General features: G+C 39.6%; 13 protein-coding genes. 6 read left to right on the forward strand and 7 right to left on the reverse strand.

The window, feature by feature from the left end; translation table 11 throughout:
* Positions 1 to 347 precede the first annotated feature (347 nt).
* Together RMZ43_RS14780 and RMZ43_RS14785 are read right to left on the reverse strand one after the other, a co-directional pair.
* Complete coding sequence (locus tag RMZ43_RS14780) at positions 348 to 1913, reverse strand: glucosaminidase domain-containing protein (RefSeq protein ID WP_322653381.1); 1566 nt, start codon at positions 1911 to 1913, stop codon at positions 348 to 350.
* A 155-nt stretch (positions 1914 to 2068) separates the two neighbouring features.
* Positions 2069 to 2827: an N-acetylmuramoyl-L-alanine amidase gene (locus RMZ43_RS14785; protein ID WP_322653382.1), complete on the reverse strand. Its 759-nt coding sequence runs from the start codon at positions 2825 to 2827 to the stop codon at positions 2069 to 2071.
* Between the two features lie 1143 nt (positions 2828 to 3970).
* On the opposite strand from RMZ43_RS14785, the gene RMZ43_RS14790 reads away from it, so the two are divergent.
* Entirely contained in the window at positions 3971 to 4948 is a 978-nt protein-coding gene (locus tag RMZ43_RS14790) for a bestrophin family protein (protein ID WP_322653383.1), read from the forward strand.
* 96 nt (positions 4949 to 5044) lie between these two features.
* Here the strand turns inward: RMZ43_RS14790 and RMZ43_RS14795 are convergent, their stop codons facing one another.
* Together RMZ43_RS14795 and RMZ43_RS14800 are read right to left on the reverse strand one after the other, a co-directional pair.
* On the reverse strand, positions 5045 to 5662 hold the full coding sequence (locus RMZ43_RS14795) for a hypothetical protein (protein ID WP_322653384.1): 618 nt from the start codon (positions 5660 to 5662) through the stop codon (positions 5045 to 5047).
* A 267-nt stretch (positions 5663 to 5929) separates the two neighbouring features.
* Positions 5930 to 6874, reverse strand: coding sequence for a DNA polymerase III subunit delta' (locus RMZ43_RS14800; protein WP_322653512.1), 945 nt, complete (start codon positions 6872 to 6874; stop codon positions 5930 to 5932).
* Positions 6875 to 7121: 247 nt separating this feature from the next.
* On the opposite strand from RMZ43_RS14800, the gene RMZ43_RS14805 reads away from it, so the two are divergent.
* A complete protein-coding gene (locus RMZ43_RS14805; protein WP_322653385.1) occupies positions 7122 to 7703 on the forward strand; it encodes a DUF411 domain-containing protein in 582 nt (193 codons plus the stop codon).
* A gap of 119 nt (positions 7704 to 7822) precedes the next feature.
* Here RMZ43_RS14805 and RMZ43_RS14810 read toward each other — a convergent pair whose 3' ends face one another.
* Together RMZ43_RS14810 and RMZ43_RS14815 are read right to left on the reverse strand one after the other, a co-directional pair.
* Positions 7823 to 8791 (reverse strand): tetratricopeptide repeat protein, encoded by a 969-nt coding sequence (locus RMZ43_RS14810; protein WP_322653386.1) that lies wholly within the window; start codon positions 8789 to 8791, stop codon positions 7823 to 7825.
* A 236-nt stretch (positions 8792 to 9027) separates the two neighbouring features.
* Positions 9028 to 9417 (reverse strand): hypothetical protein, encoded by a 390-nt coding sequence (locus tag RMZ43_RS14815; protein WP_322651521.1) that lies wholly within the window; start codon positions 9415 to 9417, stop codon positions 9028 to 9030.
* Positions 9418 to 10095: 678 nt separating this feature from the next.
* Between RMZ43_RS14815 and RMZ43_RS14820 the strand changes: the two genes are divergently transcribed.
* The 3 genes from RMZ43_RS14820 to metX all read left to right on the forward strand — a co-directional run bounded on the left by RMZ43_RS14820 (position 10096) and on the right by metX (position 13657).
* A complete protein-coding gene (locus tag RMZ43_RS14820) occupies positions 10096 to 10911 on the forward strand; it encodes an SGNH/GDSL hydrolase family protein (protein WP_322653387.1) in 816 nt (271 codons plus the stop codon).
* Positions 10912 to 11180: 269 nt separating this feature from the next.
* Entirely contained in the window at positions 11181 to 12485 is a 1305-nt protein-coding gene (locus RMZ43_RS14825; protein ID WP_322653388.1) for an O-acetylhomoserine aminocarboxypropyltransferase/cysteine synthase family protein, read from the forward strand.
* A gap of 17 nt (positions 12486 to 12502) precedes the next feature.
* Positions 12503 to 13657, forward strand: a complete 1155-nt coding sequence (gene metX / locus RMZ43_RS14830) for a homoserine O-acetyltransferase MetX (RefSeq protein WP_416212431.1) — start codon at positions 12503 to 12505, stop codon at positions 13655 to 13657.
* Positions 13658 to 13925: 268 nt separating this feature from the next.
* Here the strand turns inward: metX and RMZ43_RS14835 are convergent, their stop codons facing one another.
* Positions 13926 to 14102: a hypothetical protein gene (locus RMZ43_RS14835; protein WP_322653389.1), complete on the reverse strand. Its 177-nt coding sequence runs from the start codon at positions 14100 to 14102 to the stop codon at positions 13926 to 13928.
* A 419-nt stretch (positions 14103 to 14521) separates the two neighbouring features.
* On the opposite strand from RMZ43_RS14835, the gene RMZ43_RS14840 reads away from it, so the two are divergent.
* A partial coding sequence (locus RMZ43_RS14840) for a tetratricopeptide repeat protein (protein ID WP_428850733.1) occupies positions 14522 to 16628 on the forward strand: 2107 nt, incomplete at its 3' end.

A 16628-nucleotide genomic window follows, 5' to 3' on the forward strand; every position in this document is an offset into this window, starting at 1 on the left:
GAGAATGGAAAATGGAATATTGAAACAAACCCATTCCCTCTGCCTCTACGCTTCTTTAAGTCTTAAATATCACCAATGGACAATATTAATTCACTATGTCCTCTTGGTAAATGTCTCTTTTGGTGAAGATAATGATATCTATTTGTTTTAGCTAAAAATGAGTAAACGGTAGCAAAAGCTACCGTATTGTCTTTGTATTACAGCCATTAGGTTTGATAATTCCCATGCTTATTTATAGAGTTCCCTAAAATTCTGGCAAACTAACATTTTGCGGAAAAAAATATGAATCAATCTGAAATACCTGGTAGATAAGAGTTTTGTGATTTAATGCATCAGTTTACTAAAAATTAGCTTTTCACTGGTGGGTTAATTTCAAAATGAATATGATTATCGTGACCACTCAGAGGAACACAAAGTCTTTCTCTAATTAGCTGTTGATCGTTGAAAAACACTGTTCGTACCAACTTTTGCTTACCAATGGACTTGAGAATAGCTCGTGCAGCATCTTGATCGTATTCAGAACTCGACCAAACGATGCCACCAAAATTTCCATTTTTTTGAGGTAAGTAAACATCGCACATCATACCAGTTTCATGTCCATGATGGTCGGGAGTGTCGCCTCCATAAGGAAGACTAACATCGTTAATTGCGAATGGAGCAGCTGTAGGGTGAGTATTACGATAACTGTTTTGATAATCTTGAGCAATTTTTTGAATAACATTAGCTAACCAGTGTGTTCCAAAATCGTGTTTATCTTGGATGTCTTCTAGTTCACCGTTAACGAAACCATTATCACGATCGCTTTTTGGCATCAACTCCCATCGTGGTGCGTTAGCTGCTTGCAACCATCGATGAGTGATTCCCCCAACATCAACTCTACCATCACCGTTAACAGTACTGCTACCAGCAATAATTGACTGAAATAGTTTGATTGCGTCAAATAGTCCTCTGTCTCTGTCTGCACTGTTAGGATTACCTACCCATGTGTAGCCTAGCTCATGCAATCGCGCTTTAATAGCTTTAACATCATCAGCTTTATTGACTCCGCCAATTCCCACACTACCAGCGAGTTTAATTACCTTTGCTCCTGGTAAACTTGATGCTGTAGGTTGTTGAGTGTTCTCATCGTCCTTGTGATCGAAAGGAACAACAACTTTAATGCGGATCTCTAAAGTTTGCTCATCAATGGCAATTATCATGCGGCGATCGCCTGCTTGTTTAAAAACGAAATCAAATTGCCATTTGCCGTCCTGATTAATTGTTACACTTGCGACTGGAAATTGATTGTCGATTATAATCGACAAAACTTTGCCACCATCAACTAAACGTGCTACGCCTTCAACCCTGAAATTTTGCCCTAATTCAACTTCTTTTGGCGCACGAATTAACTGTAATTGTTCAACTGAAGCGGAAATGGTAACTCCACCTGCATTAACCAGTAACTTTTGCGCCTCTGGAAGTAAATCCACAACTTTACTCACATATTTAGGATCGGACGAATAGCCTTTAGCTTTGAGAAAGCCAAGGAAGTTTTCTGGCGTATTCGTATAATCTTCTAAGCCTTTATAGGGGGTACGAGTTAAAAACTTCCAATAACCAATAATAAAAGCATCTATATCTGTAAATTTACAGAACTCAACTTCTTCTAGCTCAGAAGGGACTCTGATTTTCAAAGGTTCAGCAAATCCTTTCATGTCAGGAAATCGCCATTTTAATCCAGCAAAATTGTAAGCATTGACAGCAAGATCGCTTTTCCCTCTAGCAGACTCTAATAACCATTGTGCCAGGGTAACTTCTTTTAAAATTTGCCGATTAATATTGGTTATTTTTCCACTTTCAATGCCAACTTTTATAAATACTGCCGCTAAATCTTTGTTAGAGTAATTGTTGATTAAATCATCTATTAATGACATATATTTTTCTATTAAAAAGCTTTTGATATACCCAAGTCTTTATAAAATTTGAGAGTTTTTTGATCAATGAATTAGATTGGAAAATCCAGGAGTCAAAAGTTAGAATACACAATTTAATTCTGACTCCTGACTGCTGGATTCTGTTTGAGAAATAGCTAATCTTTTTCTATAACTTTACTGTATCCAGCAAAAACAAAATGCTCGTTTCGGTTTACTTTAGTTTTATCAGGCCATTTAACCCAATAATGATTTTCCTCAAAACGGACATCTAAAACAGGGTAACTCCCTGGCTCAATATCGAATAAAGCTTCTTTTGGTAGCTCTGATGCCTGTTCTGTAGAAGGCTTTAAAACTGTTTTTGTTGTAACTTGCAAAATGTAACTTTTATCAGGTTTAGCTTCATCTTTTGACTCACCAATTAATCCATCTTTAATTGCTTCAGCCATTTTTTCGGCATCAAAGCGATCCATATCTGTTTTAGAATCACAGAAGCAGCACTCAATTAAAATGGCTGGCATTTGTGTATTCTTTAGAACAAAGAAACCTGTATTTTTTACCCCTCTACTATGAAAACCAAGTTTAACAATCTCTTTAAGAACTGATTGAGCAATACCTTGTGATGCATTACTAATGGCAAAAACTTCTGTGCCATTGGCTATACCGTTAAATTTATTAAAATGAATCGAAATATAGACATTAACGTTATTGGCATTCGCCTTATTAGTTCGTTGTCTCAGAGAATCGGTTACACTGCTAGCGCTTGTAGGAGTGCAATCAATAGCGCTATGGCCTGCTGCTTTGAGTTTTTGTATCAATTGTGTCCCAACTGCTTTAGTTAAAGCATCTTCTTGTTTTATACCTGTTGCCCCTGTATCTGGAGGGCAATTATGCCCCATATCAATACCAAATTTCATAGAGTTGATGTCCTTTTTATAACTGAGAGGTACGGTTTAACTTAACTATACTGTATTAATTATTAGCCCAAGTGCGTAGGGGTAGCCTGCACTTCTCTACGAGAACGGCTGCGCTCAGTGACCGTCGTAGACATCGCTCTGTCAGTGACATAAAATGAGTTGTTACTGTAAAAAAATGTAATATTTGACGCAAAAATCCCATTAAAAACAGAAATCTCATAAGTTCAACCTATAAATAAACCAGGCTAACCCATGACGGCACAAAAGTCACTGAATCTAGCCGATACTCTTTTATGCTCTACTTTTTGGCAAAGAGTCAATGACGTTCAATCTGTAGTTTGGTTAGAAAGTTTGCTAAGAAGCACCTATGCGGAAATTGCGGTGCAGATAAGTTATTAACATGACTACATCAAACAAGTCGGTTTTCAGTTGTGGCGATCGCTTTCTTAAGTACTTGGTGAAGAGGTGTGTAAAAAAATATCCAATCTGTTTGGTGTCGCAGTTGGACGTTTTAGACTAATATTCTCATGAAGGTTAGCGATCGCCACCATACCTACTTATCTAGTAATTAAAGATTGTTGTCAGAAATTTGATGAATCTCGTATTTTAATCTCTAAATCTCCATCACTGCATCTTGATGCAATCTTTTAATTTGCCTCTCAATTTATAATGCTATTTCTACCATAATAGAACTTAATTCTTGATTGAAGTTGTGGGCTCTCAAGCTCAAGACAAATAAAGCATAAATTAACAACTGAATCGTCAGTGCTCTATTTGTGAAAGATTTTAGACATAACAATTTTTAGAATATTTCCTTACTTTATGCCCTGTAAATGATAAAAAGTGAGTATTTACTTAAATAAAGCTAAATTTAGCCTGATTATTGCATAAAACAGTTAAATACCACGAATTTTAACCAATATAGCCATAAAAACAAGTTTATGGTGAAGAATTAAAATACAGTCATAGATTTCCCTATCTAAAGATGGTTCACAGAAATAAATTTAAATGTTAATTTATGTTAATTATAGTTGCACAACTGTCGCTATCTGGAAGCATACATTTTTCACCTATGCTGCTTAAGCAAGATTTTAGCTAAAAAAATTAGTTTGCTAATTGATCTAATCATAAAATCTTACAAATATGAAACGACTTAACTATTTTCAAATTAATTCTAAAAACACTTTAATAGAAAAGTATCACCTTTACAAAGGCGAAAAATTGAATTGGTTTCAAGTAACTCTTCGCCTTGAAAGGTCAATTATTTCTATCATTCTTCCTTGGGTAATTTTGTGTACTGTTTATGGTATTTTTGTATCATTTTTATATCATTTAGGATTACCAATAGCATTCGCAGATTCAAACAGTATTATTACTAATGCTGTTTTAAGTTTTAATATCGGTTTCACATTACTATTAGTTTTTCGGACAAACACAGCCCATGATAGATTTTGGGAAGGTCGTCAGCTCTGGGGATCTTTAGTTAATACATCTCGTAACTTAACTCGTGGAATTTGGATAATAGTTAAAGAAAAGACACCGCAAGATAAAGTAGAAAAAGAGGCAATACTTCGGTTAGTAACTGCTTTTGCATTTGCAATGAAGTTACATCTAAGATCATCACCTTTAGACACTCAGTTAGCATCGTTAATATCTAAAAAACAATATTTTCAACTACAAAATACTAATCATCCTCCCCTACAAATTGCTTACTGGATAGGAGATTATTTGCAGTATCAACATGACCGAAATTGTCTCAATGTCTATCAACTGACTACTCTACATAACTGTGTAGATGATTTAGTAGATATTTTAGGTGGTTGTGAACGTATTTTAAAAACGCCACTGCCTTTGATATATACTATTAAACTCAGACAATTATTATTAATTTTTTGTCTGATATTACCTTTGGAAATTGTTAGCTTGTTGAATTGGTGGACTGGTATAGCAATGGCTTTTGTAAGTTTTACCTTATTAAGTATTGAACAAATTGGTTCAGAAATTGAAGAACCTTTTGGGTTTGATCCCAATGATTTACCTTTAAATACGATTTGCAATACCATCTCAAACAATGTTGAAGAATTAATTAGACTATCTTCTAATAATGTTCGTTCTTCCTAAATTTATAAATAAGTTTTATCAGAGAAAATTTATCCTTACTTAAGAATAGATAATCCTTGGATTAAAATGCGTAGGCATAGTCGTTGGAGACATCGCTTAATAAATGTTTCGCCAAGCTTTCACTGTTCCTTTGCCAATTTCGCTATCAACAGTTTGACCTCCTTCCAAGATTAGTCTGATGTTTAAGTTTTCATCTGGAGCATTTTTCAAAGCAGTGGCTAATTCTTGACTGATAGCAAATGTGCCAGTTGAACCGTCTAATTGAAAAACTTTTTCTCTGATCTTAAGTAAAAGTTTATCAACTTTCTTGGTAGTGACAAACCTAAGAAGTTCAGGTCTAGGATACACACGGCCCGCGGTGTAGAAAGGAGAGCTTGCTTCACCTGAATTGACAGTTACGAGAACTCGAATACTCGAAGGAGTCCACAAACTAATAACTTGTGTTGAACCCTCACGAAACAAATAGCCACCTAATGAATTGCGGTCGAAAACCCCAAGAAACTCCCCTTCAAAAGGGTCAACGATTCTCACAGCTTTTGACCAAGGCACATCCATATCGGGGGACAGTCCTGCTGATTTGACTACTGGTAAATCACTTGATGCTTTGGCAAGGCTAGCTACCTTTTGAACAGTAAAAGCAGGACAAACTTGAGGTGATACAGCCAAGATAGTCCCTAAAAAAAGAACTGGAATTGTCTGCGGTAAGTTCATCATTAGTCAGGGGTACAATCTTCAAAAAGAATAATCGGACAGTGTTTATTTGTCATCCCCCACAGGACTTTTATTTGCTATGAAGCTTTGACAATTTAGCAAATTCAAGTTTTTGGGGCAATTTCTTAACTCGCTGCATCCTCTATGAGACGCTTTGCGTAGCTTACTATTAATAATACACAAGTACTAATAGTTACGGCTACTTAAGTAATATCATTTAATATTGCTAAAAGGCTTGAGGTTTTCATGTAAAAGTTAGTAGATGGAATTTTATTTTTGACATATAGATAAAAGTAGACATTCCCAAACTAGCCGTGGTTGAGCGTAAGAAAGTAAGTATTTACGAGATTGTTCCAGCTGATTGATGATGCTGGGTTGATGCCACTGCTGCCAGTAGAATTGCTGAAGATAATCAACTAACCACAGTTGGGCTTCTGCATCTAAATCCTTATCAATTTTCTTGGCTAATTCTAAGGCTTGGCGGTAAGAAGCAGGAGCTTTTTTTAAGTCTTTGAGTAACTCAGAGGGAATAGCTTGTAATTGCTCGTAAGATGCGATCGCACTTCCGGCACTGCCAGCTGCTATGCTCAATACTGCCTGATTGGACAAAATTTCTTGATGACCAGTTTGTGTGAGTACAACAGCCAAAGACTGTGCATCTAAGCGATAAAAAGGAATGCGTTGACAGCGTGACACCAAAGTTGGCAAAACAGACTCAGGTGTAGACGCAATTAAAATTAACGTCGCCTGTCCCGGTTCTTCTAAAGTTTTAAGTAAAGCATTCGCTGCTGCTTCTGCCATTGTTTGGGCTTCTTCTAGCACTACTACATTTCTTGGGGCTTCCAAGGGTGGACGACTGAGAAACTCGGTAATTTCCCGAATTTGCTCTAGGCGAATTACAGGTGGTGCTTTCCGCTTAAGTCCTTTTTCAGCCGCTTCTGCTGCTGTTAATCGTTGTCCCTGGTATTGGTACGTCGGTTGCACCCACAACAAAGCTGGATGGTTCCCTTGACGCAAACGGTTTTGTAAAGCCGCAGTGACTCCCATCTCACTAGAAAATAGCAATTCCACAAAACACCTAGCTGCTAAACTTCTTCCTACACCATCTGGCCCCACAAATAGATACGCTGGAGCAACCCGATTTTGAAGGGCAGCCTGAGTGAGTAATTCTATGGCTTGCTGTTGTCCTACAAGTGGTGCAAATGGATTAATAATTCAGTACCTTCACCAAAACAAGAATATATAAAATAGAAGGCTGATGTAGTAAAGTTGTTGTCTTCTATAAGCACAACTTAAAAGCTACAAAATGCCAATATTTGACATACTAGCACTGTTACAATGATTTTTACCGCGTAAGAATTGTAGCCTTTTTAAAAGCAAAATAGGCGCATAGATACGCAAAGTTTTTTTGAAGGAAATTTGTTACAACAAATTTATGTAATCTTTTACTTAGGAAGTTTTAATGTCGTACAAACAATTTATTCATTGGTGGCAAAAATCCTTACCTCCTATCTTGGTACGTGTTGCTATACGTGCAGTGGTAATAATTTGTCTTACAGTAGGGGTGTTAGGCATCTTGGGAAGCACTGCTTCTATAAGTAATGCTCAATTGGTAAGTACTACTAAGGGTATCCAAGATAAACAGATACCATTAAAATCAACAGCCCTAAATGCTACTGTATATCATAGCCCTGATTGTAATTGTTGTGGCGGGTGGATTAACCACTTAAAGGCACAAGGTTTTCAAATCACAGATTTTTCCACGCCTGACATCGAAACAGTCAAACAAAAGTTTAACGTGCCAGATAACTTGTCATCTTGCCACACAGCAATTGTGAATGGATATGTTATTGAAGGACACGTTCCAGCAGACGATATTAAACGTTTGCTGCAAGAAAAGCCAAATGTCACTGGTTTATCTGTTCCTCAAATGCCCGTAGGCACTCCTGGGATGGAGATGGGGGATCGAAAAGACTCGTTTTCTGTGCTTTCTTTTGATAGCAAGGATTCAGTTGCGGTATTCAATGAATATCCATCATCTTGATGTAATCTCACTGTATTCCGAGGATGTTTTAAAAGCATATTTTCATGTATTTTAGCGATTGCTAATCACCAAAGCTTTTTAAAACATCCTCACATTATCTGAATCAGTGGTGAGAGATATTACTGGCTAGAATCAGCTTTGATGAACTGCGACAAATGACTTAACCATCTCCTTAACCAGAATGGAGATGTTGCACTTGCAATATTTTGAGAAAGAAGCTTAATGGCATGGTTACAATCTTGCAGACTTGCATCAAGTCCCATTGTGTGATATATTTCACGCGCATGGCAAAAGGCATCCATCGCTTCTGATGCTCGATTGATTTTTTCTAATACCAGACCCAAATTAAACCAGGCGTTCGCTTCTGCATTTTGGTCATCAAGATTCCTTCTGATATCTAATGAATATTGATGAAATTCAACCGCCTTTTGATACTGTCCCAGAGCATTATAAGCATTGCCCAACGCACTTAAAGCCATGGCCTCCCCATTGCGTTGACATTGCCCGCCATAGGCATCGCAGATGAGTCTTGCTAATTCTAACCATTGCTGGTAATACTCAATTGCCAGTTGGTACTGCCCCAACGATTCATAAGTATTGCCCAAACTTCCCAGACAAATGCATTCCCCAGTCCAATCGCCTATTTTCTTGCTGATACTCAACCATTGCTGATAAAATTCAATCGCTTGCTCATACTTGCCCAGGTATTCATAAGTATTGCCCAAGCTTCCTAAGCAAATCCCCTCGCCAGTGCGATCGCCTATTTTTCTGGTGATGCTCAACCACTGGTGATAAAATTCAATGGCTCGTTGGTATTTTCCCAGTGATTGATAAGCGTTGCCCAACCCAGATAAAGATTTGGCTTCCCCTAAGCGATCGCCTATTTCTTTCGATATATCCAACCACTGCTGATAAAACTCAATTGCTAGGTGATACTCGCCGAGTGAGTGGTAAGCATTGCCCAAACTTGCTAGACAAACGACTTCCCGATTGCGATCGCCTGTTTCTCTGGCTTTGTGCAAGCACCGCTTTTCAAACTCAATGGACTCAATGTTATTTAGGCCCCCAGATTTAATTACTTCTGTCATTCTCTATAGAAAAGGAAATTTGTGGTCGATAAGCTGTCGATTATACAATTTTCTGTGTCTTTCGCCCACTATAATTGCAAATTATCTCAAAATTTAAAACTTGTTTTTCAAGATCAAATTTTCTTTTATACACAATATTTTCTGCGTAGAAAAGGCTTTTATTTATATTGGTAACAAACGCACGAATATACTATAATAAAAATTTCGCTTTTTAAAAAGATATCAGAAAAAGCAAATTAATCAGCAGCAGCATAATCAGGCAATGCGTTGAGTTGTGAAGTAACAGCACTTAGATAATTTTGGTCATTTAAAACTTGTGATGGTAATTTATCTGCATTAACAGCAGCCTTCACCAAATCTTTTGCAATAATATTTCTGTTCTGAGTTTTAAATATTAATGTTTCTCCACTAGGAATCCCGTGCTGCTTCAAACCTCCCTGATAAGCGAAAGCAACTAGATTGAAAGGCTGAAGGTAGCTAACAGAAGTAGAATTTTTGGATAAATTATTAGAGTTAATAGCTATCTCGCTATTGTTGTGAGTCGCTGTTTGAGCGCCAGCAATTCCAGGTACAAGAGTAATAAAAGCAATCATCAGTCCAGAATTGATTAAGGTAACAAGTTTCATAACGTTTTTCTTAAGTAAAATGCAATTAGTCTTATTTAGTAATACTTTCCTCTTTATTATTAATCTCAGCTTCCTTCACTCAGGTCACCTGATCGGTTGATATATGACTCACCCAAAAGGGTGAGCTAATTGAAGAATACAAAGAGCAATAAACACTCCTTTAAGTCCATACACAATAGAGATTGGTTGAAATTCCCAATTACTTAACTGAGGCGAGTTGAACATTTATGCAATTTTCAATTCGCCTTTAAGTTCCTTTAATGGGCAAGAATGCCTAAATATCTGCAAATTTAGTAACACAGACGTATTTATCTGTATAAAAGTGATATTTATTTATTGATATACGTAGTAACGCACCACACAAAGGTTTTAGTTTCCTACTGTCGGCGATAACGTTTAGTGGTGAGATGTTATAAAACACAACAGCGTTGCATTAAGACAATTAGCAAAATCCACACCTGAAAGTATCCGGTTTTGCTCATTAGCTCTGAAGCTAGCTTGTTAAGTTAGAGAAGTGCTAAGTAGCAAGCTCAATCTTTACTCACACCAATAACCATCAACAGTTGTAAAAACTATTGTCTTTAGGGTTTGCAGAAAAGTTTAATGCAAAGAAAAAAGTGGCTTTTAAGAACAGGACTTGCTCTCCTTATTTTTATTATGGTTGTAGCGGCAAAATTTATGGATAAAACTCATCCCATCTCAGAACTTTATGTATTTGGGGATAGTCTTTCGGATACAGGGATGGTATTCCGGGCGACAGGAGGAATGTACCCACCTAATCCAACTTACTTTCAGGGGCGTTACTCGAATGGTAGGGTTTGGATTGAGTATCTTGGCGAAAACCTCCATCTCTCCTCTAAACAAACTCATAATTTTGCTTATGGAGGAGCAACTACTGGCAATGTTGGCAACAGCTATGTACCTAGCTTGCTAAATCAAGTGCAGATGTTTACGCAGACACATCAACATACGAATCCAGATGCTTTGTATGTGCTGTGGGCAGGCGCAAATGATTACTTGCAAGGGGTAAGCAGTGCAACTATTCCTGTTAAAAATGTGACAACGGCAATCAACTCTCTAACTGATGTGGGTGCTAAAAAGATTCTGGTTGCAAATTTACCAGATTTAGGACAGTTATCTGCTACCAGAAACAGTGCGAATTCTATAAACCTCAGTGCATTAACACAATCGCATAATCAAGGCTTGAGGCGATCGCTCAAGGTACTAAATCAACAGCATTCCGATGTGGAGATTGTGCAATTAGATGCTAACGCGCTGTATCGAGATGCGATCGCAAATCCCGCAGCCTTTAACTTTACTAATGTCATCAGTTCATGTTTGTCTGGTTCTAACATCTGCGGTAAACCAGACCAGTTTTTGTTCTGGGATGGCATTCATCCGACGACTGCGGCTCATCGCATCATCGGGGAAACTGCTTTTTCAACAATTCAACAAGCAGGGATGACTAATCCTCGTTCAATGTTGGTTCCCTAATTTAATTGAACAGTTTTTACAGAGATAAAATTCGTATCCGCTTAAAAATGCTTTCGATTACAACGTTTTTAATTTAATTGAACCACAATTCTTGGTAGGGGCGCATAGCTAGCTATGCGCCCCTACAGTATGTTTGAACTCAAAATAACTATAAAATACGGTAAGCTTTAAGAATTACCGTAGATTTCTCTAACACAACGCTCAAATAGTGTATTACTTTCTTATATAATTCTTTCCTTCTGCCTCCTGCCTTCTCTTAATAACTACTTATGTCTGAAAAATATCGTTTTGAAACCTTGCAAGTTCATGCTGGACAAGAACCGGCTCCGGGAACTAATGCTCGTGCTGTACCAATTTACCAAACGACTTCCTACGTTTTTGACGATGCCGATCACGGAGCGCGGTTGTTTGCTCTCCAGGAATTTGGCAACATTTACACCCGGATCATGAACCCGACGACGGATGTATTTGAAAAGCGAATTGCTGCTTTAGAAGGAGGTGTAGCAGCATTAGCAACAGCGAGTGGGCTGGCGGCGCAATTTTTAGCAATCACTACGATCGCTCAGGCTGGGGATAATATTGTTTCCACTAGTTTTTTGTATGGAGGAACATATAACCAGTTTAAAGTATCTTTACCACGCTTAGGTATTAACGTCAAGTTTGTCGAGGGAGATGATCCAGAAAGTTTCCGTCAGGCGATCGACGATCGCACCAAAGCGTTATACGTTGAAACCATTGGTAATCCTCAATTTAACATTCCCGACTTTGCAGCATTAGCTCACATTGCCCACGAAAACGGCATACCTTTAATTGTGGACAATACCTTTGGTGCTGGTGGGTATTTAGCTCGGCCCATTGAACATGGTGCAGACATTGTAGTGGAATCTGCCACTAAATGGATTGGTGGACATGGTACTTCCATTGGTGGCGTAATTGTCGATTCCGGTAAATTTGACTGGGGTAACGGCAAGTTTCCTTTGTTTACTGAGCCAGCACCCGGTTATCATGGGCTGAATTTTCAAGAAGTGTTTGGCCCTAGTGGAACATTTGGTAACATCGCCTTTATTATCCGCGCCAGAGTCGAAGGGTTACGGGATTTTGGCCCGTCCTTGAGTCCATTTAACGCCTTTCTTTTGCTGCAAGGATTAGAGACTCTTTCTTTACGTGTAGATCGGCATGTGAGCAATGCCCTAGAATTGGCTCGGTGGTTAGAGCAACAAGAGCAAGTATTATGGGTTAATTATCCAGGACTTCCTAATCACCCATATCATGAACGAGCGAAGAAATATCTCCGGCATGGCTTTGGGGGAGTTTTAAACTTTGGCATCAAAGGCGGATTGGAGGCAGGTAAAGCTTTTATTAATCATGTAAAATTAGCGAGTAATTTAGCAAATGTTGGTGACGCTAAAACCCTCGTTATTCATCCCGCTTCCACAACCCATCAACAGCTAAGTGATGACGAACAGCTTTCAGCAGGTGTGACACCCGATTTGGTGCGAGTATCAGTGGGAATTGAACATATCGATGATATCAAAGAGGATTTTGAGCAAGCATTCTGGCAAGTTAGGAATTAATAAATGGGGAATGGGGAATGGGACATTGGGCATTGGTTATTAATTCTTCTCCCCCTGCTTCCCCTGCTCCCTCATCTCCCCACCCCCCACTCCCCATGATTTACTCAGACTTCATCTCACCGCAAACCCATTTTTACCAGCTGACGGTGCCATTTCAACTTGAAGGTGGCGAAACATTAACTGGGGTTCAGGTTGCTTATCGCACTTGGGGACAGTTAAATGCTCAAGCCGATAATGGGGTACTGATTTGTCATGCCTTAACTGGTTCGGCTGATGCTGATGATTGGTGGGAACCTTTGTTTGGTTCAGGGAAAGCTTTCAATCCAGAACGCGATTTTATTGTGTGCAGCAATATCTTGGGAAGTTGTTACGGTACAACTGGGCCAACTACTATCAACCCAATAACGGGAAAGCCTTATGGTGTATCCTTCCCTGAGATTACAATCCGAGATATGGTTCACCTGCAAGCTGTACTACTAGAATACCTGGGTGTTCAATCTCTGCAATTAGTAATTGGCGGTTCGCTTGGTGGGATGCAAGCACTGGAGTGGGCGTTATTATATCCAGAAAAAGTAAAAGCGATCGCACCCATTGCTGTTTCTGGCAGACATTCAGCTTGGTGTATTGGGTTAAGTGAAACCCAAAGACAGGCAATTTATGCCGATCCGAACTGGCAAGGAGGGAACTACACCCTGGATGCACCCCCAAATCAAGGACTAGCAGTGGCGCGGATGATGGCAATGTCTACTTACCGTTCTTGGGATAGTTTTACAATCCGCTTTGGGCGGCAGTATGATGCATCTGAGCAGTTTGCTATAGCCAGTTACTTACAGTATCAAGGTCAAAAGCTGACAGAACGATTTGATGCCAACACTTACATCACCCTCACCCATGTAATGGATCGCCATGATGTTGCACGCCGCACAGTTCCAAATTTATCAGATTATGAATCTGTGCTGCGAAGCATTCAGCAACCGACTTTAGTTGTCGCCATTGATTCTGACATCCTCTATCCTCCTGTAGAACAACAAGAATTGGCAAATTTAATCCCTAATGCTCAACTGGCTTGGCTGAAGTCAACCCACGGACATGATGCATTTTTAATTGACATGGATGCATTAAATGAAATATTAGTCTCTTTTGTGCAAAGTTTAGATGTACCAGCCTCCTAACTCGACGGATTGAGAAAAGAGCTAGACCTTTGGAGTTCTGAGCTTGAAGCTTCGAGTTCAAAGCTCGGCCTTCCGAGATAAAAGCTCGGCCTTTCGAGTTCAAAGCTCGGCCTTTCGAGTTCAAAGCTCGGCCTTTCGAGTTCAAAGCTCGGCCTTTCGAGTTCTAAGATGGAATAATGAGACTTATAAGTGGAATGATGGAGTTGAAAAAGCGATGTCTACGACGGGCTACGCCTACGCACTCCTCATTTCAAGTGCGATCGCACCTTTAGGCATTGGGTTTATTTTTACTGTTCTTTGCGTCATTAATATAAATGATTACCAAACAGTAAATAGCTACAGGAGTTAGTGCGATCGCAACAGGCGGGTAAATCGTGTAGAAAGTAGCCAGAACTTCAGCAACACCCAATATTGTCAGAATAAATTCGGCTTGTTTACGTTTCATCAGAATTGCTTTTAAATGGTTGACAATTCCATGAAACAATGCATCATCACAAGTTCAGTCCCAAGCTGTCTGAAGTTATTACCGAGTTATTTCCTAGTTATTCCCAATTCCCAAGTTATACCAATTGGAAAAAAGAATGCGACAAATAGACCATTTGTAGAGACGCGATTCATCGCGTCTTTACCCAAGGATGTGTTGCTTAGGGCGGTTAGAAACCGCAGCTACACAGGCAAAACCCACCTCTGTGGGTTTCAAACCCTATATTTTTCATGATTTCCGCGGAGGCGGACTTCTCTGCGAGACGCTACGCGAACGTTTGTGTAGCCGCGAATTCCATTCGCCCTGGCTTTATTTTCTTGAAAAACGCTGTAATACCTACCCAGATTGCTAGACTCTAAATAAATGTATTGTCCTAAGCCATGCCGAGAGGAACTAAGGTTCGCAAAGAGTGTATTCAAAAAGTCAAGCTAGCACTCAGGCGCAATGATTTTTCACGACAGCAAAACTTAGCTGACGAGTTAGGAGTTCATTTAAACACAGTCAACTCCTTTCTAAACGGCAGAAATATTGACCATTTGAATTTTGTAGAAATCTGTCGGCGATTATCACTCGATGTGCAAGAAATAGCTGATTTCAGCGATGCTGATGTGGAAGTGGTGCAGGAATTGCAAAAAGCTGATTCGACAGCACAGACTAAATCTATTACTGAAGTTGAACTAGACGGGCAAGACTTCGGCGTGAGCGCTCAGTCGAACACTGCCCATCCCACAATAGGTACAAAGATTGTACTCAATCAAGCAATCCCAGAAGTACCCGTGTGGAAGGGGCGAGATGAACTCGTTGAAGAGTTGCAGACAAAATTACTGGAAGCAGAAAATCCGCTTAAGGTATTGGCACTCATTGGACAAGGGGGTATTGGCAAAACCAGTTTAGCTGTAAAACTGTTAGAGGCACTAGGCGTTAATTGTGGAAGATCCCCCCAAACCTCTCTTGAAAAAGGGGCGAATGTAGAAGAGTGTTCTTATGAGTGCGTAATGTATTTCAAAGCGCAGGAGGGGACAAGTTTTGATGATGTAGCAGAATTTCTCCTAATTGATAGCTTGAGTATTCAAACAGCAGAGACGTTGAAAACTGCTGATGAAAAGATAGGCAAAATTATTGAAGGGTTGGCGCAAACACGCACTCTTGTAGTGCTGGATAACCTAGAAAGTATTTTACAGCCTGCCAACCATCCGCAAGCGGGACGGGCAATTTCACCCGATTGGGGTAAACTGCTAAATGCTTTAGTCTATCAGCAGCATCAATCACAAACTTTATTAACCAGTCGGGAAGTGCCAGCAGATTTGGCTGATATTCGCTATGAGGGTGCGGAACCAGATTCAGAATTGGTGTATATCGAGAGAATTTCTGGAGTGGCGACAGTCGCAGGAGTTGAGATTTTGCGACAGCGCCAACTGAAAGACAGGGAAGCAGATTTGCGGTGGGTATCTGAGCGCGTTGAGGGACACGTATTTTTGTTAACCCAACTGGCGGCTATTGGTAAGAGTAAGCCTGGGTATCTACGGAAGCATTCAGAATTGGTGACGAAAAAGGCTGAACCCATTCTCAGAGAACAACTGGCAAGGCAAAGTGAAGCAGCGCGAGATTTACTCAGCAGGATGTGTGTGTTGCGGGTGGGGATAGATATCCGAGGTTTAACTTTCTTGCGGTTATATACAGATAAACGCGAGCAAGATGACCGCTTTGAAATGGCAGCAGAATTAGAAAGACCTGCTGAATTGACAGAGGAAGAAATTAATGAAACGCAAGCAATTTTAGAGCGATTAGTCGATAGCAGTTTGGTGCAGAGTCGCTATGATGAACAGCAATGTGAGGTATTTTATGACTTGCATCGGGTGATTGTGGAGTTTCTACAAGGGAAATATAAAGACGAACTGCCCAATCTGCTCAAAAGTATCTATAAATTTTACTGCTCTGGAAAAAATGTTGAAAGTCCTAAAACTTTAGAAGATTTGCGCCCAGTGCTGGAGGCTCAATATTTTGCTTTTCAGTTGGGCAATTATAGCGAAGCATCTTATTTAGCAATCGGAACTCTGGGAGAATATCTGAGATGGTGGGGACACTGGAGTTTATTAAAAGACTTATGTGAACAAGTTTTGTCACAGATGGATGAGGAGAAACGCGGCATCTGCTTGCAATGGATTGGAGTAATTCATCGTGATTTAGGCAATTGGGATGAAGCAGCAAGATGTTTTCAGAATGCTTTAGCCATTGCACAAAAGCAAGAAAGTAAAAGTAATATTGCATATTGCAATGGATTGTTGGGAGATATAGAGCGCAATCGCGGCAACTGGGATGCAGCCGAAACCCTCTATCGGCAATCTTTGACACTGAGAACAGAATTAGACGATCGCTCTGGCATGGCTTCTAGTTGGGCATCGTTGGGAAATATAGAGCGCAATCGCGGCAACTGGGATGCAGCCGAAACCCTCTATCGACAATCTTTGACACTGAGAACAGAATTAG

This window comes from Nostoc sp. CmiVER01 (genome assembly GCF_034531135.2).
In the GTDB taxonomy this organism is placed as follows: Bacteria; Cyanobacteriota; Cyanobacteriia; order Cyanobacteriales; family Nostocaceae; genus Nostoc.

What these genes read in the sequence shown, in the direction of transcription:
- RMZ43_RS14795 (WP_322653384.1), bottom strand. Translation starts at nt 5,662, where the DNA reads ATGATGAACTTACCGCAGACAATTCCAGTTCTTTTTTTAGGGACTATC.
- RMZ43_RS14820 (WP_322653387.1), top strand. Translation starts at nt 10,096, where the DNA reads ATGGATAAAACTCATCCCATCTCAGAACTTTATGTATTTGGGGATAGT.
- RMZ43_RS14810 (WP_322653386.1), bottom strand. Translation starts at nt 8,791, where the DNA reads ATGACAGAAGTAATTAAATCTGGGGGCCTAAATAACATTGAGTCCATT.
- RMZ43_RS14815 (WP_322651521.1), bottom strand. Translation starts at nt 9,417, where the DNA reads ATGAAACTTGTTACCTTAATCAATTCTGGACTGATGATTGCTTTTATT.
- RMZ43_RS14785 (WP_322653382.1), bottom strand. Translation starts at nt 2,827, where the DNA reads ATGAAATTTGGTATTGATATGGGGCATAATTGCCCTCCAGATACAGGG.
- RMZ43_RS14805 (WP_322653385.1), top strand. Translation starts at nt 7,122, where the DNA reads ATGTCGTACAAACAATTTATTCATTGGTGGCAAAAATCCTTACCTCCT.
- RMZ43_RS14790 (WP_322653383.1), top strand. Translation starts at nt 3,971, where the DNA reads ATGAAACGACTTAACTATTTTCAAATTAATTCTAAAAACACTTTAATA.
- metX (WP_416212431.1), top strand. Translation starts at nt 12,503, where the DNA reads ATGGGACATTGGGCATTGGTTATTAATTCTTCTCCCCCTGCTTCCCCT.
- RMZ43_RS14825 (WP_322653388.1), top strand. Translation starts at nt 11,181, where the DNA reads ATGTCTGAAAAATATCGTTTTGAAACCTTGCAAGTTCATGCTGGACAA.
- RMZ43_RS14780 (WP_322653381.1), bottom strand. Translation starts at nt 1,913, where the DNA reads ATGTCATTAATAGATGATTTAATCAACAATTACTCTAACAAAGATTTA.
- RMZ43_RS14835 (WP_322653389.1), bottom strand. Translation starts at nt 14,102, where the DNA reads ATGAAACGTAAACAAGCCGAATTTATTCTGACAATATTGGGTGTTGCT.